This is a genomic window from Bacillus sp. FSL K6-6540, from assembly GCF_038007545.1.
The window spans coordinates 4055257-4080822 of sequence record NZ_JBBOXH010000001.1; the positions used below are offsets into that span (position 1 = coordinate 4055257).

The window sequence follows — 25566 nt, forward strand, 5'->3', positions numbered from 1 at the left end:
TCTTTCCTTCCTGCCGTCTCAAGCTGCGTCAGGTCATAATTGGCAGGCAGTGCTTCAATGGTGACCTCGTATTCCGGATTGTCGCTTAGAAACAGGTGTCCTTCGGCAGCGTCAAAACTGAACTTTTCAAATACGTATAAGGAAAAGCCATCGCCTCCGACTCTACATGGTAGAGTCGGGTTCGCGTTAGAAAGAGATGGATTTTTCGTTTTTATCCTGACCTTGCCATAGCATAACCGGGATCAGCAGCAGGGCGAGTATGCTCCCGGCAAAGGAAAGTGTGGCATAACTGGAATGAGCAACCACCATACCTGAAAGGGCCCCACCTGATGCCCCCGCGAGGGCAATCAATACGTCAACAGACCCTTGCACTTTCGCGCGGTTTGTTGAGGTTGTTGCATCTACGATCAATGCCGTTCCGCTGATCAAGCCAAAATTCCATCCCAACCCTAGAAGAGATAGGGCGACAATCAATACGGTCATGGAATCAGCCGGTGCCATGGCGGCAATGACCCCTGCAAGCAAAAGCGTAACTCCAGAAGCCATTGCCATTGCCTTACGTCCGATTTTATCGACCAGGATACCGGTTATCAGGGATGGAAGATACATCGATCCGATATGAAAACCAATGACAAGCCCCACTTCGCTTAGTCCATGACCATGATGTCTCATATGTACGGGCGTCATGGTCATAATAGCTACCATTATAATTTGCGTTAAGATCATAACCACAGCGCCGATTGCGATTCCACGCTTTCCTGATCCTGCAGTACCCATTTCTTTTGCAGAACCGGCATGCTCATCCGAATTTCCCTGCATGGCTATAGCATTCGCTACCAGCAAAGGATCGGGACGTAGAAAAATTAGCAAAACGATGCCTGCGAGAATATATGCCGCAGCTGCCAATAAAAAGGGTCCGGCCAAACTCGGTATCCCCACCGACAGGGCGAAATCGCCAGTGACATTGACTAAATTCGGGCCTGCTACTGCACCAAAGGTAGTGAATACCATGGCCGTACTGGCGGCGGTTGCTCGTTGCTTAGAGTTGGCCAGGTCCGTCCCGGCATAGCGTGCCTGCAAATTCGTTGCGGTGCCTGCACCATATATCAATAGTGAGATTAAGAGCAGAGTCAGGCTATTCAACACGGCTGCTAACACGACTCCAATCGCTCCTATGCCTCCCGCCAGAAAACCGAGTCCCAATCCCAAACTGCGTCCATATCGCTGGGAAAGACGGCCAACCAGCAAGGCCGCACCTGCTGAGCCTAACGTAAACAGTGCCGTTGGTATACCCGTAAAGTTGTCGGTTCCCAGCATATCCTGAGCCAAAAGCGCCCCTACGGTAATGCCTGCCGCAAGACCAGCGCCCCCGAAAATTTGTGAAACAACAACGATGTTTAGTGTCCGCCGGTACAATTTACGTTGTTTTTCGGGTGAATCCACATAGCCTTGCAGCGAAGCCGGCAGCTTCGTCATGTCTTTTTTCGAATACATTCAAATGACATCCTTCCGTAGAAATACGATATGAAGTTGCCCGTCTGATTTCCTTGAATCGCGGCCGGTTCCACAGACCTTAAGCTCTCCAATTCGTCGTCGTATACCTTCATGATTGGGTGAATTGATAAATTGGAAACTTGTTTCACGAAATGGCCTGCTCTTCGCTGTTTCGCTTATTCGTAAATGCTTCCCAGTCCTGAACCCTCTTGCTTAAGCGAGCCGCATCGATTCCTTTGGACTTTAGTATCTCGATGGCTTTGATAGACATTAAACAGTGAGGACCCCGGCAATAGGCTACGACTTTGGCCTTTGCCGGCAACGCATGTAGCTGTTCGGCCAGCTCTTCTATAGGTATCGAGATAGCGCCAGGAATATGAGCAGCTTCATATTCGTCCTGTGGACGAACATCGATCAGCGTTACTTCCCCTGCTTCCATGCGGCTCATGAGTTCTTCAAACGATACTTCTTCTATATCCGATAGCTGACCCAGGAATTCATTTTTAATATGCTGGACTTCAATAAGTTGTTTTTCAGATAAACCATACAGAGAATCTAAAAAGTGCAAGACTGCAGGATCAGCGATTTCATAAATAACGAAATTCCCTCGTTTCTTATAATCGACTAGTTTGGCATGATGGAGGGTCTGCAAGTGTTGAGAGACATTCGCTATAGACATGGATGTGATTTTCGATATAACTTCTACGGATTTTGGTCCTTGTGTCAAAACATCCAGAATTTCTAAACGTTTTGGGCTGGAGAGGCATTTTCCAATTCGTGTATATTCCTTGTATAATTCGTCTTTAAGCTCTCTTTCGTTCATCGATTCAACCCCCCTGTAATAAACTATTCAATTGATATATTGAATAGTTTAAGTGGCATTCTGTCTTACGTCAATATTCTTTTGGCAAAGAAAACAGGCTGCCGGTTGAATGAACCAACAGCCTGTTACCTTGGCGTGTATTCTTGTTTAGAAGAACTACGCGGTTAGCGCAGCGTGTAATCCCCAATATGTAAAAACAACTAATCGTTTAATCCCTTTCCATTCAGGATATGCGGGATATATTTTTCAACCCTGGACTCTCGTGTTTTGGCTTGCTTGGGTGCGGAGAAATGCAGAATGTACGCTCTTTGCCGACCTGGCGTCAATGCTTCAAAAGCCTCTTTTAGGTTAGGCATTTCCTCGAATTTATTTTCCAGCTCTTCAGGTATGGTGTAATCCGTATTCTTTTTAAAATTTACTTGCAGACCGGCTTTCTCCACTTCAATGGCTTCCGTAATATAGGCTCTCACGATCAGTTGCATTTCATCTATATCTTGAGCACTGGTAAACCGAATCTGGCGTGCGGCCTGAACGTTCTCCGTTTGCTGGATCAGGATCCCATGGGGATCTTTTAATAATGCGCCTTTGTGAAACAGAAGCGCACAGTAATCCTTAAAACCGTGGATCAACACGATGTTTTTACCGTCGAACGTGTAACAAGGATGCATCCACTTAAAATCCTCGGTCAGCCCGCAGTCCAGCGCAATTTCTCTCAATAGCCCGAACTCTTCCTTCCACTTTTTAAGCTTATTAAAATACGGATCAATCTTTGTATTCCTTTCACCTCTTGTCATAAAGGTGCCTCCTCTGCTTTTGGTGGTTCTGGCTTTCTCGTTTGCGGTTCGATATATCTGATCAGTACAATATGGATTCTAATGGACTGGCACAAGCCCCTTTGATCTAAGTAACTCTAATTTCACTAGAGGTATACTTTTTTCAAGTTCGCCATTTGTTACATCCAAGCCCTCACGATCGACAAACACAATAAAGTCTTCAGCAAGTATGAAGTTTTCGGACCAATTCGTTTCATTTAATGAATAGGCCACTTCCTGCCACAACTTCATACCTTCCTCCCACCAATCATCTGTATTACGCCAAAACATAATCAGATTTCTAAGTTTCTGAATTAGTTCTTGATCTGTAAGTTCTTGTTGGTACTTCACAGGATGCTCTCCCGAATTCCAGATGGTCTCATAGTCCTTTTTGTTATCCACTTGCTCATCTCGTATATTTTGCAAGCCAGGTTGGAAAATCGGCGAGTATACCGTATGAGCTTCATCATGTAGAAAGATGGCAAGAAAACAACAGCTTCTATCTACTAATACTCGGGACACATTACCAATTATCTCTCTTAAAGCTGCTATTAGTCCTTTTTTAACTTCCTCTCGGAGAAGCGCCACCTCTTCAGCCAACATCATCACATAAATTACACCTTTTGTGCCATCTAATACTCGACTGAGAATGCCTTTCTCATCATACTCAAAATAGGTTCGAACTAAGTGTTCAAAGTAACCTGAATTACTTTCGTATTGAGGCTGATATACTTGGATCAACCGTTCACCCTCATATATGTAATCTTCGTACTGTAATTTATCATTCCGAGCAGAATATTCTATGCATCGCTTGATAAAACCATCGTATATCAAATATTCCTTTATAGAGTCCAATACTCCACGGACATATAATCTAGTGATGATTCGGTTTTCTTCGTAGACGGTATAAGCGTATCCATCAATTAATTCATCACAAGCTGAAATGCGAAGTCTATCATGATTATCGAATTCATAATAAGTGTCCGTCTCCTCTTCAGTAATTTCCCCTGGAACCGTACTTTGTCGCCCATACCAATACGGAGAAATATCATAACGTTTGCTTATGGTATATTCTCTCCTACAAATTGAAGACTCAGCCTCTTCTTTATAAAATTTATAATTATCTTGCGCTTCCTTACTTAATTTCAAATAATATTCTTTATCAACCATTTTGGGCTCCTTTTTACATTATGATTGACAAGCAATTCGACACAAAGCTAAATTTCACCTTTTTTGTCCTCTTGCCCTACAGTGATTATTCACAATCTTTTTTTGCTTGATTGTCATAACAAAAAAATAACCTTGGCCGACTTAAAGGCCAAGGTTATTGACATACGAGCAATTCGGAGACGATTCACGATGAGCGGAGGCTGCATCGTCCCTTCGGCTCCGATCGGTTTGGTTTTGAGTAAAGGGCTTGCGTTGCTCCCTTACCTATTTCTACTGCGCTCATCGTATTCTAGATGGTCTAATAGCCTGGTTAAAGAGCAAATTTTGTTGTTTTCTTATACAAATGCTCAGGCACTGCTTGCACGAACGGAGACCACTCGCTAGTCGCGTAAAGATACAGTCGGTGCATGGCCCGCGTACAGGCCGTATAAAGAAGCTTGCGTTCATTTTCCCTGCCGTAGGCTTCTGACGAAGCATCATAGACCAAGACCGCATCGAACTCGATGCCCTTTGCGAGATATACGGGGACAACCATCACCCCGTTTTGATAGGTGACGGTCTCCTTCGTAATGAGCTGCAAGGCTTCGCATCCCTGCATCTGTAATGATTCCAATGCTTGTCGGCTTTCGGCCGCAGTCTTCGTAATGATGGCAATAGAGTCGATGCCGTCGGCTTTAAGTGCCGCGATGTCCTTCAGCAACTGCGCATCACGTCTCTCTCTGCCTTCAAACCTAGCAAGAACAGGCTTCGGTCCGCTCCTCTCAAAGGGTACGATGTCCGACTCATCGATAAGCAGTTCTTTCGTGAATTCCACGATCTCCCGTGTAGAACGATAACTGCGCACTAGACGAATCAAGCTTGTATCGGCTTCACCATAAAGCCGAAGCAGAGGCGAATCGTCCCCTTGCAGCTTTGTGGACTGCATGAAGATCGCCTGCCCGAAATCGCCGAGTACCGTCATGCGGGCACGAGGGAATAGTTTCTTGATATACTCGTATTGAAACGGCGAGTAATCCTGTCCCTCATCGACGAAGACATGCCGAATCTCTGTGTTCGTCCGAACGCCTTCGATCAATTCTTTTAAATACAAATATGGAGTCGCATCCTCATAGAACAATTCGAGCCGATCCAGCTTTTCTTTGGTTTGCTTGCAGATTTCAGGCCACATAGCAGGGACATCGGATTCCTTCGTTTTTTCCCGATATGCAGCTACATCGCCGAATAATTGGACGTATAAGCCGTGGGCATCGATAAACGATAATTTCCTCACGGTTTGCCTCAGCGGTTTGAAACTCTTCTTCACGATCCGCTGGCTGAGCAATTCCTCTTCCCGTCCGGCGAAGTCAAAGTCGCCTTCATCTCCCCGGCGTTTATTGCTTTTTATCTCGTTCACTACGGCGTAATGCTCGGCAATGTCAAAGACTTCCCGATCCTTGTGCAGCTCGCCGAACACTTCCGCATAGAGCTCCGTATCGAGGTAACTCAGCTCCTCGACTACCCAGGACGCCTTAAGCTCCTTGCGTTCCAGTAGCGATAGCTCCTTCAGCAGCCATTTCTGTAGCTGCTCAACCCGATTGGCCAAGCTCAAGGAAGGGTCGTAGCTGTAAAATTGGGTCCTCATATGCTCCGCCGTAATCAGATCACGCTCCCGGAATCGAATGCCTTTAAATAGCATCCCTTCCCGGCCCAGCCACTGTGCATAATTCTGCAAGGCTTTCATGAAAGACTCCGATGCCTTGTATTGAATTCCCTGCAGACGTGTCTCGTAATTCGGGGTTGATTGTGCGGTCAGCACATATTCGATCTGATCAAAGGGATCCTCCAGTCGCAAGGATGGACCCAGCCAGTATTCGAGATATTCCTGCAGCGTCGTCTGCTGCATGTTCTCCTCGCCGAGCTCGGGAAGAACAGAGGATACATAGCTGTTAAAAATCGGGTTCGGCGAGAAAAGAACAATCTGGTCAGCCTTCAGCGAATCGCGGTTTTTGTACAGCAAGTACGCCACGCGCTGCAAGGCCGCAGAGGTCTTCCCGCTGCCGGCCGCGCCTTGTACGATCAGAAGCCGGCTGCGATCGTTTCGGATGATGGCGTTTTGCTCCCGCTGAATGGTTGATACGATGCTTTTCATCTGTGAATCTGCGCCTTTGGCTAGCATTTGCTGGAGCAGCTCGTCGCCGATCGTCAGGTTCGCATCAAACATATTTCGAATTTGACCGTTGTGAATCTGATACTGCCGTTTCAGCTCCATCCTACCCGAAATCTGCCCCATCGGGGTGATGTATGAGGCCGCGCCTGGGGAGTGGTCGTAGTAAAGACTTGCGATGGGAGTACGCCAATCATACACCAGAAAGTTCATTCCATCTTCATCGATGAAAGATGATACGCCGATATAAATCTGCTCGGTCAGGTTCATGCCGTCTTCCAAAAAATCGACGCGCCCGAAGTAGGGAGAAGGCAGCAACTGATTGAAGTTCTTCCATTGCTGGGTCAGAAGCCGCTGCCGGCGTTCCCGTTCGGATAATATCGCGGCCTGTTGTTTGATCGTATAGAATGTTTCTTCGAATTCTTCATCCGTGCTTGTGTTGACCGTTACTTCTTCCCAGAATCGTCTGCGTATCTCAGCAGCCTGGTCGCTTAGCCCGGTAACCACAGGTTCCAACTCGCCAATCCTTGCTTTCAGCTTTTCCCTGACCTGTTCCAGCCGTTCTTGTTCTGTCTGCCATTCTTTTGCTTCCATGTTGTTCTGACACACTCCTTTTACCATTTTATGGGGATAAAAAAGAGCATTGACAAATCAGAGGTCACTGGTGTACAATCAAATTAGGAATAGTAATGATAATGCCAGTTAACTTGATTTTTTTCAATTGCGCTATTGATTATAACATAGCGTCTTTTTCATGTTCAATATTTTTTTATTGTCGCTTGGCTTATGGCCAAGCTTTTTTATTTCTCCATATGACGAACTTCTCCGCTCTACCTCATAATTCCTTGTCCCTTCGCGTATCCACTTCTCACCAACGATCCATCCGTCCGTTTCATGGAGGGAATTTAATAGTACTTAACAAAAAAGCAGCCGATTACGCGTCGGCTGCCTTCTCAATATGGATCTTTCGGATTTCTTGCAGTTCATTCACTTGCCTGTGAATAAGTTACTATCATACCCGGTATACATATGAACAATGCGATTAGCCGGTTACGCGATTCACGATTTTCAGTACGGCATCCCTCGTTAATTTGCTTCCGCCAGCAGATATGAGATTTACCGTGGCATGAGCTAAGGATAATGGGATTTTGCAAAATTTCAATGCTGGACCATCCTTCAAATCGGCAATATATGAATCGGCAATTTGTAAATTTCGGCGTGTGTATTGCTGCATCTCCTTAAATCCCCAACCATCCGGGTAGAAGTCGACGCCGCGATGAAGATCCTCTTCTCTATTGCGAAGGATATTTACCGCTTGCAGTCCTCTTCCGAAGGCAATTGCTTTGGTTGAATCAGACTGCGTCCCGTCATGCCAGAGCCAAAGCTCGGATAACATTTCTCCAACCATCCCAGCCACGCTATAAGTATATCTGTCCAAATCCTCTTCCGTGTGGATATTCCACCCGCTTTGAACCCACTGCGCCATATGTAACGACATCTTCGCGATGTAACGATTTACGATCGGGGCGCCGGATGACGGACAAAGAAGCGCCCAGTCATCGATCTGCATCGTAACGTCCGGTAATATTTCTTGGTAAGGTGAGAGCAAATGTTGTGTTTGGGTTACCATCATATCCTCGGATTTGAATATATCATGAATGCCCAGCAGCAGTTTCACTTTCAATTCGTCCGCGAGTTCTTTATGGTCCTCGATTTCGTCAATTGCCCTCATGCATAGATAGGCAGATGTAACAGCCTCCTTTAATCCCAGTTCCAAATAACTTATGGGTATATAAAAAGTCCGGCTCGTCTTCTTTAACATGATCATCGCTTCATTCAGGGTAACGTTACTAATGAGTATTCCCTCCAAGTATCAGGCTCAACTTTATATTAATTATTACTATGATAACATACATAGATATGGTTAAAGCAAATTTGCTGACGTACATCGTTAAAACAAAAAAAGCCGCGGTTTCCACGGCTTTCTAGACATGTTTAATCTTATCCTATCAAACAGCGCGACCATAGTAGTTTAGCGGATTCCGTTCTTCTTGTCTTGTTATGCAAATAGCTCCAGGCCAATAAAGAGCAGTAAACCGCTAACACTTGCATAAGCACTGAGGAAATGTTGTTTGGTATCCTTCATATAGCGTCTTTCTACAAGGGAACGGAACGCATGCAGAATAGCAATAACAAGAATTATATCCTGATGAGCCCACACTCTCCATTCCAATACATATCTCATAACGAAAATGGCAATGAGGGCAGCGACTACAAGGATGAGCTCTCCAATTAAATGAAATCGATTGATATGCTTATATAGCAGTCCGTCTGACGTGGAGGATACCTTCAGCTTTTTTTTGATCCAAACGTAGCCGCAAAAGAAGATGATTACATACAACATGATTGTGATGAACATTCATGAGGTCCCCCTTTCATAAAGTAGCAGTCATTATCAGCTTAACATCTTCATGATAGGTTTTCCACAATTACATGATTATGGAATAAGTTTGATTTGTATTGCTGAACACAAGATGTCGAAAAAAAACCGGCCATGATCCTGGCCGGTTCTTCCGCATGAAAATGTTAAAGCTTAGGTTTGTTGTGCAAGATGTGCGTGATCCGGCGCTTTTTGATTCATGATCGGTACCATGACCAGTGAGCCAAGAAGGAATAATAGTCCTGCCCCGCTATAGATCGTGCTCAGTGAGAAGGCATCCTTTAACGCGCCGGCGAAAGACATCGAAATGACCATCATGCCAACGAACATCGGATTCAAAACCCCGTTCACCCGTCCGACGATGGAAGCATTGGACCATTTCAGAATCATCGTGCTGATCCCGATATGAATGCAAGGGAACACGAGCCCATTTAGAAATTGAACCGTCAGTGTCAGCGGAATGCTCGTCGAATACCCGACAATTGTCGTGCAGACGGCGCCAGACAGCATGCCTATGGCAAGAAGTAATTGCGGCGGTACCCGCTTCGCAAAGACGGCTACGATCCCGCCGCCGATCAGCATGGCTGCACCATTCACCATCAGCAGATATTGCAGGAACTCCTCGCTCCTGCCCAGCCGCTCGGTTACGATAAACAGGTTGAGGGCTTGAGCTACGCCAACCGCGAGTCCCGCGAGAACAAACGCGAGTCCAAGCATTCGCAGCACCTGGCTTTGCCACACATAGCGGAAGCCCTCAACGAAATCTCTACGGAACTGGCCTTTAGCGGCGATGGTCTGCGGCTTCATATTATCCTCCGGCAGACGAACAAGGACGAGTGCGGACAGCAGAAATACCGCGCCCATGATCGCAATCGATGTTTCAAGGCCGAACGTGCTGTAAACGAAGGTGCCAAGCATAGGGCCGAGCACCATGAAGATGGCCATCAACGATTGGAATAAAGCCATCCCTTGCTGCAGTTGTTCTTCTGCCACATGATACTTAAACAAACGCATGCTTGACGGCTGCGAGAATTGTGAAAGGATAGCCGAGATAAACGCAACGAGGTAGACGGAATGCCAAGAACCGTAATGTATGGTCAGAAGGACAACGAATACCGATACTGCGGATAACAAGTCGCACCAGATCATTGTTCGCTTAGGCCGCCAACGGTCGGCAAATGTACCTCCGATGAACGAAAAAACAAAAATAGGAGCGAATTCTGCTACGCTGATTAACGAGATCGCATATGGATCATTATTCGTTCGATCCGCAACGTACAGGAGAATCGCAAAATTACGTACCCAGATCCCGATCTGCAGGAGCACGCTAGATAATAAAATCGTCTGCAGGAACCGATTGCGAAGCAGGCTTGGTGCTTGGGTGCTTTTATCGTGCCTAGTCAATCTTTTCTACCTCCAATTTGTCAATGAAAATGCATTTCTTGTGTAATGGAATGACTCTCCTTTCATGATCTAATTATACGGACCGCATCATCGTTCACCTCCTACTTAAGACTGAATTTTTACTTATGTAGTTCCGCTAAATTCCGTTCAATTCCAGCTTTTTTTTATATCCATTCTCTCCCTTGTACCTGTTCGGAATCGGGAATTATAATGATGGTACCACGCCAGCTCGTTGAATAAACTCCGTAAGCTTGATTGCATCAATCGGCAGCTTCGGTGAATGGATGCCAACGGAATCCAGAATCTGAAACGGTGTATATTGAATAAACCAACTGCAGCTTTTATTAAAAATTCACCCCAGGAGGCGTTGAACGTATGATTGAAATTACCACCGAACTTGTACGCCGGTTAATCCATAGTCAATTCCCCCAATGGAAGGATTTAACCATCAACCCAGTGGAAAAAAGCGGACACGATAATCGTACCTATCGGCTGGGTAACGATATGACCGTTCGTCTGCCAAGTCACGATCGCTACGCTTCGGCTGTCGAGAAAGAGCTGACATGGCTCCCGGTCTTCAAACCCCATTTGTCCTTGCCCATTCCGGCTCCGGTTGCAAAAGGAGAGCCTACGGAAGAGTATCCTCTTCCATGGTCGATCAATCGCTGGATTGAAGGCGAAACCGTATCGCATGCCAACATTCGGGATGTTAACGAATTGGCCGAAGACCTCGCTGCATTTTTGAAGGAGCTGCAGGCGATCGACGCAAGCGGCGGCGTACCGGCGGGCATCCAAAATTTTCATCGCGGAGGAAACCTTGCCGTCTACGACAATGAGACCAGATCCATCATCGAAACGCTTTCCGACGAATACGATCAAGCGCTTTTAACGGAAATTTGGGAACTCTCCCTTACGACAAAATATCAATCCGCACCGATGTGGCTGCACGGCGATGTGGCGGTAGGCAATCTGCTCGTAAAGGATGGACGGCTGTGCGGCGTTATCGACTTCGGGACTATGGGTGTCGGCGATCCTTCAAGCGACCTCGTGATGGCATGGAACTTTTTTGACGACGACAGTCGCCGGATTTTCCTAAACCGCATGAATTTTGATGATAACACCGTTCATCGCGCACGAGGATGGGCCTTGTGGAAAGCACTCATCACCTTCGCTTGGAACGAGCATGGTTCGGAAGCCTCGAATTGGGGGAAGCATGTAATGGATGCCATTATCCGAGACTATAAAAAGCACGGTTTATGATGATGCTTTCAACGCATACAGCTGCGAAACCGTTCTGTCGAGCCACTCTTTGATGAGGATCGCTTCCGCATATCGGGCTGGTATGCCTTCATACCCGTAGTAAATACCCGCCAGCCCGCCGGCGATGGCGCCGATCGTATCGGAATCATTCCCTAGATTGGCCGCCTTCTGTACGACTCCTGCAAAATCTGACGTATTGAGCAAAATATGCAGTACCCAGCGGAAGGTATGCACCACAAAACCGCTTGCCGGACAATCGGGCTCGGCTTCAATCAAGTGTTCGTATTCGCTTCCCGCCACCTCGGCCATGACGGCAGCCCTTAAGTTTTCACCCTGCAAAAGGCGCCACGCGATTCGGTTGTACATGAGGCAGGCATCGGCGCACCTTGGATCGTAATGCGTCATCCTCGACTGCAGAATCGTCACTCGTTCCATGTCCGCCGAATCCTTATAGGCCAGAGCCGCCGGCAGGCAGCGCATGAGGGATCCATTCCCCCCGCTTTGCCCCATATCCATATGCGCAACAAAAGCCGCTTCGAGCCAATCCCCCTCGTAGGTTTGAAAAACATGACGGATGATATTCCCGATGTCTTTGGGACGCGATTGATACCATTCCATAAAGAAACGCCCGATCGCTTCCATCGGCTCTGCAGGATTCTCGATAATGCCTGCCGCGACGCAAAGCGTCATCATCGTATCGTCGGTCACTTCTCCCGGTTCCAGATTCCAGACCCCGCCGCCGATGATTTCCGTCAAATAACCGTACTGTGCTTCGATCTCCCGCGTACTCATAAACTCCGTCGTCCCGCCCAAAGCGTCGCCCACGGCCACCCCGTATAGTCCGCCCTTGATGCGGTCTAAATATTTGTTGTCCATGCAAACACCTCACATTCTGTCCGTGTAAAACCACTCGCAGCATTATATCAAAGTTATAGAGGCGGATGTCTTCCCCACACAAGCGATACTCTGTAAAAAGCAGTAAACCCAGCCTTGGTAACGGACTAGGTTTTGTACTTAAAGTCAGTTTCGCAGTTCATGAAAAGGCATTAATCCTCAGTATAAATCTGGAAGGTCACGCCGAATTTATCGGTTACATCGCCAAAGCCTGGGCTAAAAGGGGCTTCCTCGAACGGCATATTCACTTGACCCTCTTGCTCCAAGGCTTCAAAAAATCGTTTGGATGTCTCCACGCTGTTCGTTGAAATGCAGATGGTGACCTGTTTGCCTTTCGGAATCGAGGTGCCGGTCGGTGCATCCGAGAACATGAGTTCAGCTTCGCCAATCCGCAGCTTCGCATGTGCGACAAGCTGATTTAATGCATCCGTGTATGTGTTCGGCATTTCCGGCATGTCTCCGTAAGTAATGATGGAAAGGACTTCGGCATCTAAAGCTTGTTCATAGAAGCGGATAGCTTCCCTTGCATTCCCTTCCATATTTAAATAAGGGGTAAGTTTGACTGTCATCCTCAATCAACTCCTTTTTTTCAATCATAGCAAAACAACCAAGAATGGGTTTCTTATGGATTGCTATCTTGAAAATCAGGCTAGCCATCCCCTTTATAAAGCAACCCAAGCGAATGGGCTTGGGTTGCATCGTTTTTTTTAGCATGGATATTAAGCCGTGCACCTTATGAAACCGAAATTTCCTTTTCCATAATATAATCGTCCATCACGTATCCATTCCCGATATCCGCGATTTGTTCCCTCACGGTCCGATAGCCTTTTTTCTCATATACGGCGATACTGGATTCATTATGTCGATTGACCGTCAGCCAAATATGGCTTAAGCTTCGGTCTTTACACAGCTCTTCCAGGAATGCCATCGCTTGACTGGCATAGCCGCGTCCGCGGTGCTCCCTGCTAATGTAAAACTTGCTCAGGAAGAGCTTGTCCTCTTCTTGTCTGACCGACATATAACCGACGGTGGAGGAGTCTGCCGAATGGATCAAGTAATATTCGTAGTCCTGATGCCGGATCTGATCCGTAATCGCCGGGACAGCTTGATATTTGCCGATCATGTATTCGATCTGCTCCATAGAAATGATGGATACGTAATATTCGCGCCAAATGTCTGCCGCCAGTCGGGCAACCTCTGCGATTTCTTCGGCCGTTTTCACTTGTGTAAATTTCAGTTTCATACATCTTCCCGCCTCTCCCGGATCGTTGGTTCACGCTCTACTACCATATCATCCGATCCCCGGCAGGTTCAAGAATGGTTGGTTGAGCCGGGAAAGATTGTTATTGGAATACTTATCAGGATAATGCCTTAAGTCCGTTTCCCGAGTACATGCTTTCATCCTGCAATCGAACCAATACCTTGCCGTAACGCCCACTCTGCCGGATGGTGACTTTTCCGGACGGATACGCTTGCTCCAAATAATCCGTTATCAATTTCCGCTTCTGATCATCTGGGACTTGACCATGACCGCGAAGCCAGTTCATGATTTCCTGCAGCGCAGCTTCGCTTGAGACTTCCGTCGTTTTCGTTTCCCGCGTCACAAGGGACTCGTAGGAATATCCTTTAAGATACAGCAGGTGAAGCAAATACCCGAATTCCATGTGTTTCGATCGGTAAGGCTGATCGGTGATGAGCGGCCAGATTTCATTCATCAGGCTGATCTCGGTGGAACCTGCGGGCATACTGATATAACAAAACTCCCGGGCGCATTGTAGTACCTTCTCTACGCTCTGCCAATCCACGATGACCGGGCACATCGAGAGAAAAACGAGATCGAACGCCTGGCTCCAGCCTTTGGCCTGTACGTCAATATCTTCAAAACGTTCGGGAACGATCTTCACCTGATCCTGCGGAAAATTTGTTATATTCTCTTTCAGCAGATCGATCAATGGCAGCGAAGACTCCACGGCCGTTACATCCGCCCCGCGCTCTGCAAAAGGAACCGAAAACACGCCCGAAGCGGCCCCGATATCCAGAACGGAGGCATTATCGAATCGAACGCCTTGCCCTTCAAGCCAGTTCATGATGCGCGAAGTCCTTTTTCTCCCTTCTTCATTAAATGATTGCTCATTGAAAGTCCGGGCCTTATGATCAAATGCTCGGGCCGGTTCGATTCCGGCTTTTTTCATTTTGTTGATGACGCTGTCGCCATGTTCCTTCCAAGCTTGTTCCCATATGGCTTCATTAAAAAAATCGTTCAAGACATCCCTCTCGCTTTCCGTTATGGTTTATGGTGCATGGTATTACAATTATGGATATTAAATATCCATAATTGTCGCGCACGAGAAGTATATTTCTTCCCGTTTCAGCATACTGACAAAAAGTTGATTACGGATCTACGTTATCCATAATATATGATTCATCCCCCATTTGCAATGCCCTTTTTTTGATTAATCTGCGGTTGGCACACTGCCGCTGGCAACATAGCTTGAACATAGCCGCTCATAAAAAATGCTCGCCTATTCCACCAATCGTCTGAAATCAAATCTCCGTTAAGGTTATACAGCCGATCTTCCTCCGGAGGAAAATCGGCTGTGCTTCTGATGTTTACTTAGTGAATTGGAGTTGATCAATTTTGCTTGTCTTATATGTCGGTGACGCGAAGGTAGAAATTCACCCGACACTTCAATGGCAAGATCAGGCTTCGCCTATCATTTGCCGCTCAATTTGTTTCATCTCATAGAAGTAGCCCTTTTGCTCCATCAGCTGCGAATACGTGCCTGCTTCCATGATTCTGCCTTGAACCATGACCACGATCCGGTCCATTTCTTCCAAGCCGGTCAGCCGATGACATATGAGAATAAGCGTATCATCCTGCGCTTGCGCCAGCAATTGACTGTAAACGCGCTGCTCGGTGATGTAATCCAGTGAAGACGTCGGTTCGTCCAAAAGCCACAAACGCCCTTTCCGGAGCATGGCCCGCGCCAAGGCCAGCCGTTGCTTTTCTCCGTCGGACAAGTTCTCGCCCTTCTCATATACCGCAGCGTCCAGAGATAGATTCGGCAGTTGGACTTTATCCAGTATAGCCGACAACTCATGGTCGTCGTGATGTTCGGCATCCAGCAGCAGGTTGTCTCGAATGGTTCCCCGGAAGAAATGACTGTGCTGCAGCACTACTTTCGACGCTTGCCAAATGCTCGCTTCATCCAATTCCTGAATCGAAACATCATGCAAACGAATCTCGCCGCTTGTCGGGGTACGCAGCTTGAGCAGCAATTCGACGATCGTTGTTTTCCCAGACCCGCTCGGTCCGACAATGGCCGTTTTGGAACCAGCGGGAAATTGGAGGGAAACGTTTTGGAGTGCAGGACGCCATTCGTCTTCATATTGGTACGAAACCCCGCGCAGCTCCACCGAAACGGCTTCGTTGACGGGTAGAATGCCGCTCGGCTGCGGCGACATCACATCGGCAGCATGAACGATTTCCGCGAGCCGCTTGGCCGCGTGCTCGCTGTCCTGCTTATAAGCCGGCAGCGTGGCCATTGGCGCCGCCTCTTCGAACACCGTAAGCGAAGCCATGACCAGCATGGCGAGAAACACGCCGGCAAGGGAGCCGTCCATAATCAGATAAGCACCGAGAATCAGCACGCCCCAAGAAATGAGATACGTCACAAAAGTATGCAACGATTGCCCTCGCAGCAGGTGCACGGCAGATGCCTGCTGCTCCGCTGATAAAACTGCCGAGGCATGCTGAAGCAGCTTCTCTCGCTGCTTCAGCTGCCCATATACTTTTAAATCACGGAACCCGTAGAGCAGTTCGGTCACTTCCGTGGAAAATGCGGCCCGCTGCCGGCGAACGCGACCATGAATTCTTCTCTGTCCAAGCAATACCAGCGCTGGAACCACAAAAGCCGTTGCCAGCATCCCCGCCACAAACAAACAGGCAATCCAGATCGAGAAAGCGGAAGTAAACAACACCGTCGCCAAAAACACCATAACAACGATGATAGGCGGATAAGCAACGCGCAAAAAATAATGCTGCAAGCTTTCTACATCCCCTACGATCCGCGCGAGCAGCTCACCGCTCCGCTTCTTGCCCAGTATCCCTGGCGTTAACGGAACAAGCTTGGCAAAAAAAGACGTGCGCAAACGGCTGAGCAGAGAAAACGTCGCCCGATGGGAATACAAACGTTCTGCATAGCGGCTGGCCGCCCGCAGCAGACCGAGGATTTTCACCAGAGACGTCAACACAATCAAGGTATAAAGCGGCGGAGCAAATACCGTCTGCGAAATGAGATATCCGCTAAGTGAAAAGAGACATACACCTGCGATGCCTGCCACGAATCCGCCGATGATGGCCATGGCAATATCCTTGCGTTCCTCAATCATCGCTTTTGTTAGAATTGCCAGCTCATTCATGCGAACCTCCCTTTCCGATGGGCATCCACCATTTCGGCATATTGCGGCAGCCGAACAAGAAGCTCTTCATGGCGCCCGCAGCCAAGCAGGGCTCCGTTGTCCATAAACAGGATCTTGTCGGCATCTTTTATCGTATACAAGCGGTGCGCAACGGTAATCATGGTCGCTTGGCTTGCAAGCTCGGCAATGGACAGCTGCAGCACGCGTTCGGTGTGGAGATCCAATCCCACCGTGGGCTCATCAAACAAAATGACGGCAGGCCGCTTCAAAAAAGCGCGCGCCAGCGCAAGCCGCTGCTTCTCGCCGCCTGACAACCCCCTGCCCCCTTCGCCGACGAAGGTGTCATAGCCCTGCTCGAGCTCGGCTGCAACCGCAGCAAGTCCGGCAGCTTCAGCCGCCTGCTCGACGTCATTTCTAGAGACATCCCTGCCCGCGCCAATCGCAATATTCTCAGCAAACGTGCCGGCAAAGATATATGGATGCTGGGTAATGTAGCTGACATGATCAAACCATGGAGCCTCATCGTCTGAATTAAGTGCCCTTCCGTTCACCAGCACTTCACCTGATACCGGCTTCAGCAGCCCGGCCACGAGATGCAGCAAGGTTGTTTTGCCGGATCCGCTTTTACCGACAATCGCAATATGCTCCCCTGGTCCAAACGATGCGGAACCCACCGCAAGCTCGAAGGAATCCGGCGCATACTGAAACCGGATGTCCCTCAGCTCGATGGTCGGGGGCATTTGAATGAACCCCCCACCGGCTGTCCCTGGCTTGTCCACTGCAGTCGTCCAATCTAACTCGCCTGTTCCCTCCCTATGATCAGTACCCTCACGTCGAGAGGTTGCCGCTTCTTCATCCTGAGTTTCCTCAAGCATCTCTTCCACCTTACGGATCGCCCCCATACTGGTGCGGCCCCCGTGAAAGGCGGTTCCCGTGTTTTTTAACAAACTGTAAAACTCGGGCACCAGCAGCAGGATCAAAAAGGCGGTGTGGAAGGAAAGCGATTTGAAGACCAGGAGCTGAAGCGCCAGCTCAAGCGCAACGATGCCAATGCCGAGCATGACGATGGATTCCAGCATGAAGGTGTTGGTGAACGCAATTCGCAAAATGTCCATCGTCGCATCCCGGTACCCCAGGCTGCTGCGTTCGATGTCCTGCTGATGATGGCGAGCACGGCCGAAGAGTTTCAGCGATACGAGTCCTTGCAGAGAGTCGAGAAACGTGCCGGAAAATTCGGCCAACTGCGCGAATTTCTCCTCCGATTTGTTCTTCGTTTTGAGCCCCACCAATACCATGAATATCGGGATAAAGGGAGCGGTAACCAGCATAATGAACCCGGAATTCATATGCTGCGTAAATACAACGGCTAAGATTAAAATAGGAATGATGGCAGCTTCCATCATTAGCGGCACATACTGGCTGAAATAACTGTCCGCCTCATCCACGGCATCCAGCGCCACGCTCACCTTTCCGCCTGTTTGCCCGCGAAGCGCCATCGGCATGGAAGCCTTGGTCAGCTTTCGCAGCACGGCCGCCCGCATATCCGTTTTGGCCCGGGCAGCCATCTTCAAACCGATTCGTCCATTGCCATACGACAGCAGCGTACGCGCAGCCATGACGCCCAGCAGAATAACAAGAATGACGGCAACCGACGACAACGAAGCACGCTGCACAAATATCTTCTCCACCGATTCCGCGAGCAGCACGGCCTGGCCCACGATGGCGGCACCGAGCGCAAGCGACACGCCCCCCAGGAGAACAAGGGGTTTTCTTTGCGCCGACATTTGCTGGGAGATCAGTCCCGTTTTTTTCTTCATGATGACGCCCCTCCTTTAAGGCCGACCTCTGTATGTGATTTCACAACGCATCGGTTTATTTTTTGCCTTTTACATAATCCGCATCAAACAGGAATAGCCTGAAGACCAGGATAAGGGACGGAATCAGCAGACACAGTCCGCCGATAAAGGCGATCACCAGCGCAACGCCCATCGACTCATGCGTGGCACCGCTTTGAATGGTAATATACGGATCCAGAATATACGGATATTGTCCGATGCCATAAGCAAAAAAAGCACAGAAAAACTGAAGCATCACGCAAATAAAGGCCAGTCCGTAGCGCCGCCCGCTGTATAGAAGCCATACGGATATCATGAAAAAACCAACGGAAAGCGCCAGCAGCCACCATAAGTCCATCATGTTTTGAAAATGCCGCTCATTATGTTGAGAGAGATAAATGAATGCCGTTAGCGCGGCAATGATGGTTGGCATGCTCCAGAACAGGGCATAGGTCCGCATCAGCTTGAGCGCAGGCTGGTCGTCCGCCCGGGAAGCGTAATAAGACAAGAACGAACCACTGATAAACAGCACCGATACAATGGCCAATGCGACGATGCTCCACGACAACGGGCTTGTCATCAGCGACAAGTACTCTAAAGAAACGGCCCCGCCTTCCTCCACGATAAAGCCGCCCTCGGAAAGGGTCAGTGCCACCGACAACGATGCCGGGATCAGCAATCCCGTGGCCCCGTATAAAAACAGATACACGATGTTTTCTTTGGAGCCGTAGTTCTCAAACGCGTAAAAGGACCCGCGAATGGCCAGCAGAATGACGGCGATGCTTCCCGGCACAAGCAGCGCAGAACCATAATAATAGGCCGTATCGGGAAAAAAACCGACGATGCCAACGAAGAAAAAGACAAAGAACACATTCGTGATCTCCCAGACCGGCGACAAATAACGAGAGATCAAACGATTGAGCAGATGGTCCTGCTTCGTCAAGCGGGCATAGAAGGCAAAAAATCCGGCGCCGTAATCGATGGAGGCCACGATCAAATAGCCGTACAAAAACAGCCAAAGCACGGAGATGCCTATCAACTCGTAACTGATCATAACGGCTCACCCTTTTTCCATGGAATGAATTTGCTTCTCTTTGGACAGTTCTTCAAGCTCGGCTTCTGCCGGCTTGTTACGGAATAAGCGCCGCAGCACAAAAATACACATGACGCCCAGCACGATATACAGAAGGAGGAAAAGGAAAAAGAGAACCCTCACATTCGGCGAGGAGGTGGCAGCTTCCTCAACCCGCATGTATCCGCGGATAATCCACGGCTGTCTACCGACTTCGGCATAGAACCAGCCCAGCTCTACCCCTAAGAACGCCAGCGGCGCGCTAAGAACAATGGCCCGAAGCAGCCACTTGTTGAGCTCGTTCCGTTTCTTCCACATCACGAACAAGAAATACAAGAACGCAACGCCGAGCATCACAAAGCCGATGCCGGCCATCATATCAAACAAATAATGCACGAGCAGCGGAGGTCGCTCATCGAGCGGAAACTCCTCCAGCCCCTTCACCTCGGCATTAAAGTCGCCAAAGGCCAGGAAGCTGAGCGCCTTCGGAATGTGAAGAGCCCCCATGACCTTCTGCTCGGCGTTCAGCCATCCCAACAGGATCAAATCCGCGCCGCGTTCCGTTTCAAAATGCCACTCTGCGGCCGCCAGCTTCTCCGGTTGATGCTCCGCCAAAAACTTTGCGGACATATCGCCGGCAATAGTGGTCAGCAAACTGAAGACCAGCACCGCGCCCATCATCAGCTTCAACGCTTTTTTGTAATACGCCGACGCTCCTTTTCTGAGGATAATATAAGCCGCAATGCCCGCCAGCAGGGCTGCCCCCGTCAAGTAGGCCGAGGATAATACATGGAACACCTTGGAGGGCGTTGCTGCATTAAACATCGCCTGCAGCGGATCAACCGCCGTAAAGTGACCGGCTTCCATAACAAAGCCGTCAGGCTGATTCATAAAACCGTTCACCGACGTGATAAAAAATGCGGACATGCTTGCGCCGGCTACAATGGGTAACGTTAGCAGCCAGTGAACATACGGATTGCGGAAGCGATCCCACGTGTACAAATAAATGCCGAGGAAAATGGCTTCAAAAAAGAAAGCAAAAACCTCCATGAATAATGGAAGAGCGATCATGTTTCCTGCCAACTGCATAAAGTTCGGCCATACCAATGCCAGCTGCAGGGCAATCGCCGTTCCGGTTACGACGCCGACGGCCACGGAAATGACAAATCCTCTCGTCCATCTCTTGGCCATAAGAATGTAGTGTGAATCCTTCTTTCGTATGCCGACGAATTCGGCAATTGCAATCATTAATGGAACACCGACGCCGACCGTGGCGAATATGACATGAAATGCCAAGGTCAACCCTGTTAACCATCTGCTCCACAGCACCGTATCTACGACCATGCCAGAATGTCTCCTTTCAAACGCAATTCATTCGAATCGGGTCAAACCCTAACCTATACTTACCCGATATTCAAAGGCTATTATAACGAAGCATGATCACAAATGAATCACGACTGCGCTCCGTTCATGAAAGGATCGAATCTTTCTGACATCTCGGTGAAAAACAAGAAAACCACTCGTTCGAGCCATTGCATTGTCAGACGATACATGGTATTCGCGGCAGTGGTATATAACCGAAAAAGAACCCCATTTCTAGCCCACATGAGCGGGTCAAGAAACCGGGTTCTTACAGGTACAATTTTATTCGAGATGACGGATAACCATCCATCTGTTGGTATTGCAAATTCATCCTTGAGCGGCTTCTTGTTTCTGTGAGCGCTTAGCCTGTAACAATGCAAAGGTTATGAGTATAAATGCTGCGAGTGCCAGCATCGGTATGGTCAACCAACCGAACCAATTCAAGTAGTCGTCTATACAGGACACCGGCCCGCATGCTGCCGCGCTCAGATCGTGCGGAAGTTTTTGGATGACGATATGGTATGTCGATATCCCTCCCCCAATGAGAATCAGTGGCAGGACGTACGGCACGATATCTGTCTTTTGCCGGTACGCTGCGATTCCCAGCACAATGACTAATGGATACATGAAAATTCTTTGGTACCAGCATAAGACGCAAGGCGTAAAATGCCAAACTTCACTTAGAAACAAACTTCCTGTAGTGGCCACTGTGGCGACCGTCCATGCAAAAAACAACCAAACTCCGGTTTTGTTCATGGTTTCAAACTTCTTCCCTTCTATTGGTGTTTCGGCATCATATCGAAATGAACGTGATGACATTTCTCATTCTCGCTTAATTATAAATATAATAAAATGGCTCCTTTGGGCTATAAGCTGCTCTGGCCAGCTTGTTCTGTGAATGGACACATCATGTTAACGTATCAAGTAAACCAGCGAATAAAAAAAAGATTTTGCCGCTAATAGGGACAAAATCTTTTTTAGTTTGTACACTCCATTGAAGAATACCCACTTTGCATGTTCTATGCTTTTGTTACATACCTATGAGGGAAACTTATGCTTTCAGGTGAAGGAAGGGATAGAATGAAGACCAGATGGGGGATTGCTCTGCTGCTGATCTGCACGATCGCGGCCATCCTGATGTTTCGACAGGTTCAGGATCGTACTCCAACGGAGGATCTTTATACCGATGGACAGCTGCGTATGGAAATACAAACCGTTTCGTCTGCTGCTGAACCCATGCAGGAAACCGTTTTTGAGCTATTCGTGACCGAGCTTCCCGAGAAGCCGATTACCGATGCTGACATTGAACTCCACATCGCGATGCCGGATATGTTTTGCGGGGTGTTCCCCGCAGAGATCGTCGAATCCAAGCCAGGCGTTTACAGCGCGACGGCAATCCCTGTGATGCAAGGCCTCTGGGAGGCCGAAGCCGTTCTGCGTTGGGAAGATCGCCATGTCAAAGTAAGGACGTTGTTCAAAGTTCGCTGAGCTCCTCTTACCATAGCCACGGGTGAATGCCCGGTATCCAGCCATTGGCGCTTAGTCCTTTTAAAATAGACAGGATTCCCATCAGGAAAGCTAAAAATCCGCCGAATTTGCGCATGCCCCTGCGCCATTTTTTCGTCAGGCTGCCGGCAGACATCGCCACCACGAACAGGATCGGAAATGTCGCAAGTCCAAACACCAGCATAATCATAATACCTTCCAGGCCGGATCCGGATGCCGCTGCATTCATCTGCATCGCATAGGTTAAGCCGCATGGAAGAAAACCAAGCAGAATGCCGGTTAAAAAAGTCGCAAGCATCTCATAACGCTGACCAAGCCGTGCCAATTTATTCTGAAAAAATGGATGTCTCGGCAGATGAGCGTTATATATGGGCAATGTGTAGCGGCGAAAGGTCCACAGCAGAATGAGCATTCCTCCAATGATGCTGGCTGCTCCTTGGAAGCCGACAAAGCTGCCGGCCACATCCAGGAAGGAGCCCACCACTCCCATAAAACCGCCAATGGCCATGTAGGTGATAACTCTGCCCGCATTGTAGGCCAACACGGATTTCAGCGGAGAGCTTTGGTTTCCAAGTGCCAGAGAAGACACGATTCCCCCGCACATGACCAGACAATGCGGCGCCCCCATTAATCCTGCCAATGCCACTAACGGTAATCCGCTTCCGGTCAAGGCCATGCTCTCGCCCCCCGTTTTCCCCACAGCTGGAGCCGCAGCGAGTTACCGACAACCAGCAGCGAGCTTGCCGCCATTCCAATGCATGCGATGCGCGGGTCCAAATAACCGAATGCAGCCAAAGGTACGGTCAGGACGTTATACAATAGTGCAAAGAGTAGATTCTGATGAACATTCCGCATCGTATAACGACTCCAGGTGTAGGCTTCCGGAATTAGGGACAGCCTGCTTCCGATCAGGACGACGTCTCCTGCCTGTTTGGCTGCATCCGTTCCGCCGCCCATGGCGATGCCGACATCGGCCGCGGCCAGCGCAGCCGCATCATTGATGCCGTCGCCGACCATGGCCACGGAACGACCTTGCTGCTGGAGCTCGCGTATGAACGCAAGCTTCTGTTCAGGAAGCATGCCGGCGCGTACCAGCTCAATGCCTGTCGCGGAAGCCACGGTCAGCGCCGTTCGCTCCTCATCGCCAGTTACCATCCACACTTCGGCTTTTTGCTTCAGTTCTTGCACGACGCCTCGCGCATCCCGTCTGAGTTTGTCAGCCATATCAAACGTACCGATACATGTCCCGTTCATGGCTATATAAAGTCTTATATGACCGGAGGCCGCTTCCTGATGTAATCCAAACCTTTTATCCTCCGAAAAGCGAATGCCCATTTCCTCCAGCCATTTCCGGTTCCCCACGCATACGTTGTTTCCTTCCACATCGCCTTCCATTCCCTTTCCCGGCCGTTCGTGGAACGAGGCTGCTTCCGGAATGAGGACCTGTTGGTCTTTCGCCGCTTTCACAATGGCTTGCGCCAGTGGATGCATGGACAGAGAAGCTAGAGCCGAGGTCAAGCGAAGTACATCGGCGTCACGTTGTCCGGCCGCTTGGATGGCAACAAGCTGCGGCAAGCCTTCGGTCAGCGTTCCCGTCTTATCCAGCAATACGACATCGATTTGCCGCAACCTTTCCAGGGAGCGCGCCTCTTTGAACAGAATGCCCTTTTGGGCAGATGATCCGGTTGCAATCAGGATGGAAATCGGGGTTGCCAGTCCAAGCGCACAGGGGCAGGCGACCAGTAAAACAGATAACGCGTGACGCATTGCGGTTTCAGAGAGATCAGGGCCATGGGAAAACAATAGCCATCCTGCAAATGTTACCGCCGCACAGCCCAGCATAACCGGTACAAAAACCGCCGCAATGCGGTCAACCGTTCTTTGAATGGCCGGTTTGCTCTGCTGCGCGGCTTCGATCAGTGCAATCATCTGGGAAAGTCGGGTTTCCTTATGCTTCTTATCGACCATGATATGCAGACTCCCGACCAAACAACGGGTTCCGGCATATACGCGGTCTCCGCTGCATTTGGTCACCGCCGTGCTTTCGCCTGTCATCATCGATTCATCCGCATCCGCCGTTCCCGAATGAACCACACCGTCAACGGATATCCATTCTCCGCTCTTCACCACAATGCGGTCCCCTGTTTGTACCTGATCTGCCGTAATCCATTCTTCGCCATGCTGTCGCAATACCCGAACCAGCTTCACCTGAAGCGAATATAAGGCACTCAGTTGTTTCAGCGCTTTTCCCCTGGCCATGGTCTCTAGCCACTTGCCTAACAAAACCACGGTCATAATCATGGCAATCGTATCGAAATACAGGGTGGGGTGAGAGGAATCGTGTGCGGCATGAAACATCGCGTAGTGGCTGTAGAAGTAAGCTACGGACGTGCTGATGGCAACCAAGGTATCCATGTTAGCGCTGCGATGGATGAAGGCTTGATAAGCGCCGTAATAAAATGGATAGCCCACGCCAAACTGAAGAAACGTCGCAATAAGTAATTGAAACATGGGCTCCATGAATACATTCGGCGTCCATGGTTGAAACCACATGAAAATATGGGCCAGCATCGCCCACAAAAGCGGAATGGACAAACACGCAGCGATCGCGAAACGGGTGCGATAGGCGCGAGTTTCGGCTTCTATTCCTGCTTGGGGATGCGAGAGCTTGCCCGTTGCCTTATAGCCGAGCTTTGCAATTTTGGCGGTGATCGCCTGCATTCCAATTTCCCTCGGTTCGTAGTGAACGGTAGCCCGAGACAAAGCCAAACTGACATGAACAGCTTGAACCCCCTTCTCCTTGCGAAGCGCTTTTTCGATTCGGGTTGCGCAAGCCGCGCATGTCATACCACTTACTTGTAATTGCTCCAGTTTCATATTCGCTCACCTCCGGCGCTCGTTCATGGGATCGCTCGTCCATAAATTGTAT

21 protein-coding genes are annotated in these 25566 nt (G+C 49.0%); 2 read left to right on the top strand and 19 right to left on the bottom strand.

Annotated elements, in window-relative coordinates:
* Window positions 1-186: 186 nt before the first annotated feature.
* From MHH82_RS17775 to MHH82_RS17810, 8 genes are all read right to left on the bottom strand, one after another.
* Entirely contained in the window at window positions 187-1494 is a 1308-nt protein-coding gene (locus MHH82_RS17775) for an MFS transporter (RefSeq protein WP_145038264.1), read from the bottom strand.
* Window positions 1495-1639: 145 nt separating this feature from the next.
* The gene (locus MHH82_RS17780; protein ID WP_340967078.1) at window positions 1640-2317 is read right to left on the bottom strand and encodes an ArsR/SmtB family transcription factor; all 678 of its coding nucleotides are present in this window, start codon (window positions 2315-2317) and stop codon (window positions 1640-1642) included.
* Window positions 2318-2517: 200 nt separating this feature from the next.
* Window positions 2518-3111 (bottom strand): YdeI/OmpD-associated family protein, encoded by a 594-nt coding sequence (locus MHH82_RS17785; protein ID WP_015735715.1) that lies wholly within the window; start codon window positions 3109-3111, stop codon window positions 2518-2520.
* 78 nt (window positions 3112-3189) lie between these two features.
* Window positions 3190-4299 (bottom strand): hypothetical protein, encoded by a 1110-nt coding sequence (locus MHH82_RS17790; protein WP_015735716.1) that lies wholly within the window; start codon window positions 4297-4299, stop codon window positions 3190-3192.
* Between the two features lie 310 nt (window positions 4300-4609).
* The gene (gene helD / locus MHH82_RS17795; protein WP_340967081.1) at window positions 4610-7036 is read right to left on the bottom strand and encodes an RNA polymerase recycling motor HelD; all 2427 of its coding nucleotides are present in this window, start codon (window positions 7034-7036) and stop codon (window positions 4610-4612) included.
* Window positions 7037-7484: 448 nt separating this feature from the next.
* Window positions 7485-8270 carry a squalene/phytoene synthase family protein gene (locus MHH82_RS17800; protein ID WP_036660753.1) on the bottom strand — a complete coding sequence of 262 codons (786 nt, stop codon included), beginning with the start codon at window positions 8268-8270 and terminating at the stop codon, window positions 7485-7487.
* A 231-nt stretch (window positions 8271-8501) separates the two neighbouring features.
* Window positions 8502-8861 (bottom strand): DUF4181 domain-containing protein, encoded by a 360-nt coding sequence (locus MHH82_RS17805; protein WP_340967083.1) that lies wholly within the window; start codon window positions 8859-8861, stop codon window positions 8502-8504.
* A 174-nt stretch (window positions 8862-9035) separates the two neighbouring features.
* On the bottom strand, window positions 9036-10286 hold the full coding sequence (locus MHH82_RS17810; RefSeq protein WP_145038252.1) for an MFS transporter: 1251 nt from the start codon (window positions 10284-10286) through the stop codon (window positions 9036-9038).
* 375 nt (window positions 10287-10661) lie between these two features.
* Between MHH82_RS17810 and MHH82_RS17815 the strand changes: the two genes are divergently transcribed.
* Window positions 10662-11546 (top strand): aminoglycoside phosphotransferase family protein, encoded by an 885-nt coding sequence (locus MHH82_RS17815; protein ID WP_340967086.1) that lies wholly within the window; start codon window positions 10662-10664, stop codon window positions 11544-11546.
* Here MHH82_RS17815 and MHH82_RS17820 read toward each other — a convergent pair.
* From MHH82_RS17820 to MHH82_RS17860, 9 genes are all read right to left on the bottom strand, one after another.
* The gene (locus MHH82_RS17820; RefSeq protein WP_340967088.1) at window positions 11541-12422 is read right to left on the bottom strand and encodes an ADP-ribosylglycohydrolase family protein; all 882 of its coding nucleotides are present in this window, start codon (window positions 12420-12422) and stop codon (window positions 11541-11543) included. The two genes, MHH82_RS17815 and MHH82_RS17820, sit on opposite strands and share 6 nt — an antisense overlap.
* 170 nt (window positions 12423-12592) lie before the next feature.
* A complete protein-coding gene (locus tag MHH82_RS17825) occupies window positions 12593-13009 on the bottom strand; it encodes a VOC family protein (protein WP_036660759.1) in 417 nt (138 codons plus the stop codon).
* 164 nt (window positions 13010-13173) lie between these two features.
* The gene (locus MHH82_RS17830) at window positions 13174-13683 is read right to left on the bottom strand and encodes a GNAT family N-acetyltransferase (RefSeq protein ID WP_340967090.1); all 510 of its coding nucleotides are present in this window, start codon (window positions 13681-13683) and stop codon (window positions 13174-13176) included.
* Between the two features lie 115 nt (window positions 13684-13798).
* Entirely contained in the window at window positions 13799-14704 is a 906-nt protein-coding gene (locus MHH82_RS17835) for a class I SAM-dependent methyltransferase (protein ID WP_015735726.1), read from the bottom strand.
* Between the two features lie 436 nt (window positions 14705-15140).
* Window positions 15141-16862 carry a thiol reductant ABC exporter subunit CydC gene (cydC, locus tag MHH82_RS17840; protein WP_340967092.1) on the bottom strand — a complete coding sequence of 574 codons (1722 nt, stop codon included), beginning with the start codon at window positions 16860-16862 and terminating at the stop codon, window positions 15141-15143.
* Window positions 16859-18679, bottom strand: a complete 1821-nt coding sequence (gene cydD / locus MHH82_RS17845) for a thiol reductant ABC exporter subunit CydD (protein ID WP_340967095.1) — start codon at window positions 18677-18679, stop codon at window positions 16859-16861. The genes cydC and cydD overlap by 4 nt, the downstream gene beginning before the upstream one ends.
* Before the next feature lie 55 nt (window positions 18680-18734).
* Complete coding sequence (locus MHH82_RS17850; RefSeq protein ID WP_009592515.1) at window positions 18735-19751, bottom strand: cytochrome d ubiquinol oxidase subunit II; 1017 nt, start codon at window positions 19749-19751, stop codon at window positions 18735-18737.
* A gap of 6 nt (window positions 19752-19757) precedes the next feature.
* Window positions 19758-21113 (bottom strand): cytochrome ubiquinol oxidase subunit I, encoded by a 1356-nt coding sequence (locus tag MHH82_RS17855; RefSeq protein WP_340967101.1) that lies wholly within the window; start codon window positions 21111-21113, stop codon window positions 19758-19760.
* 345 nt (window positions 21114-21458) lie between these two features.
* On the bottom strand, window positions 21459-21887 hold the full coding sequence (locus tag MHH82_RS17860) for a disulfide oxidoreductase (protein WP_340967103.1): 429 nt from the start codon (window positions 21885-21887) through the stop codon (window positions 21459-21461).
* Between the two features lie 324 nt (window positions 21888-22211).
* On the opposite strand from MHH82_RS17860, the gene MHH82_RS17865 reads away from it, so the two are divergent.
* Window positions 22212-22619 (top strand): FixH family protein, encoded by a 408-nt coding sequence (locus MHH82_RS17865; RefSeq protein WP_340967105.1) that lies wholly within the window; start codon window positions 22212-22214, stop codon window positions 22617-22619.
* A 7-nt stretch (window positions 22620-22626) separates the two neighbouring features.
* Here MHH82_RS17865 and MHH82_RS17870 read toward each other — a convergent pair whose 3' ends face one another.
* Both MHH82_RS17870 and MHH82_RS17875 read right to left on the bottom strand, forming a co-directional pair.
* Window positions 22627-23313, bottom strand: coding sequence for a sulfite exporter TauE/SafE family protein (locus tag MHH82_RS17870; protein ID WP_009592514.1), 687 nt, complete (start codon window positions 23311-23313; stop codon window positions 22627-22629).
* A complete protein-coding gene (locus MHH82_RS17875) occupies window positions 23304-25514 on the bottom strand; it encodes a heavy metal translocating P-type ATPase (protein WP_251496539.1) in 2211 nt (736 codons plus the stop codon). The genes MHH82_RS17870 and MHH82_RS17875 overlap by 10 nt, the downstream gene beginning before the upstream one ends.
* Between the last annotated feature and the right edge of the window lie 52 nt (window positions 25515-25566).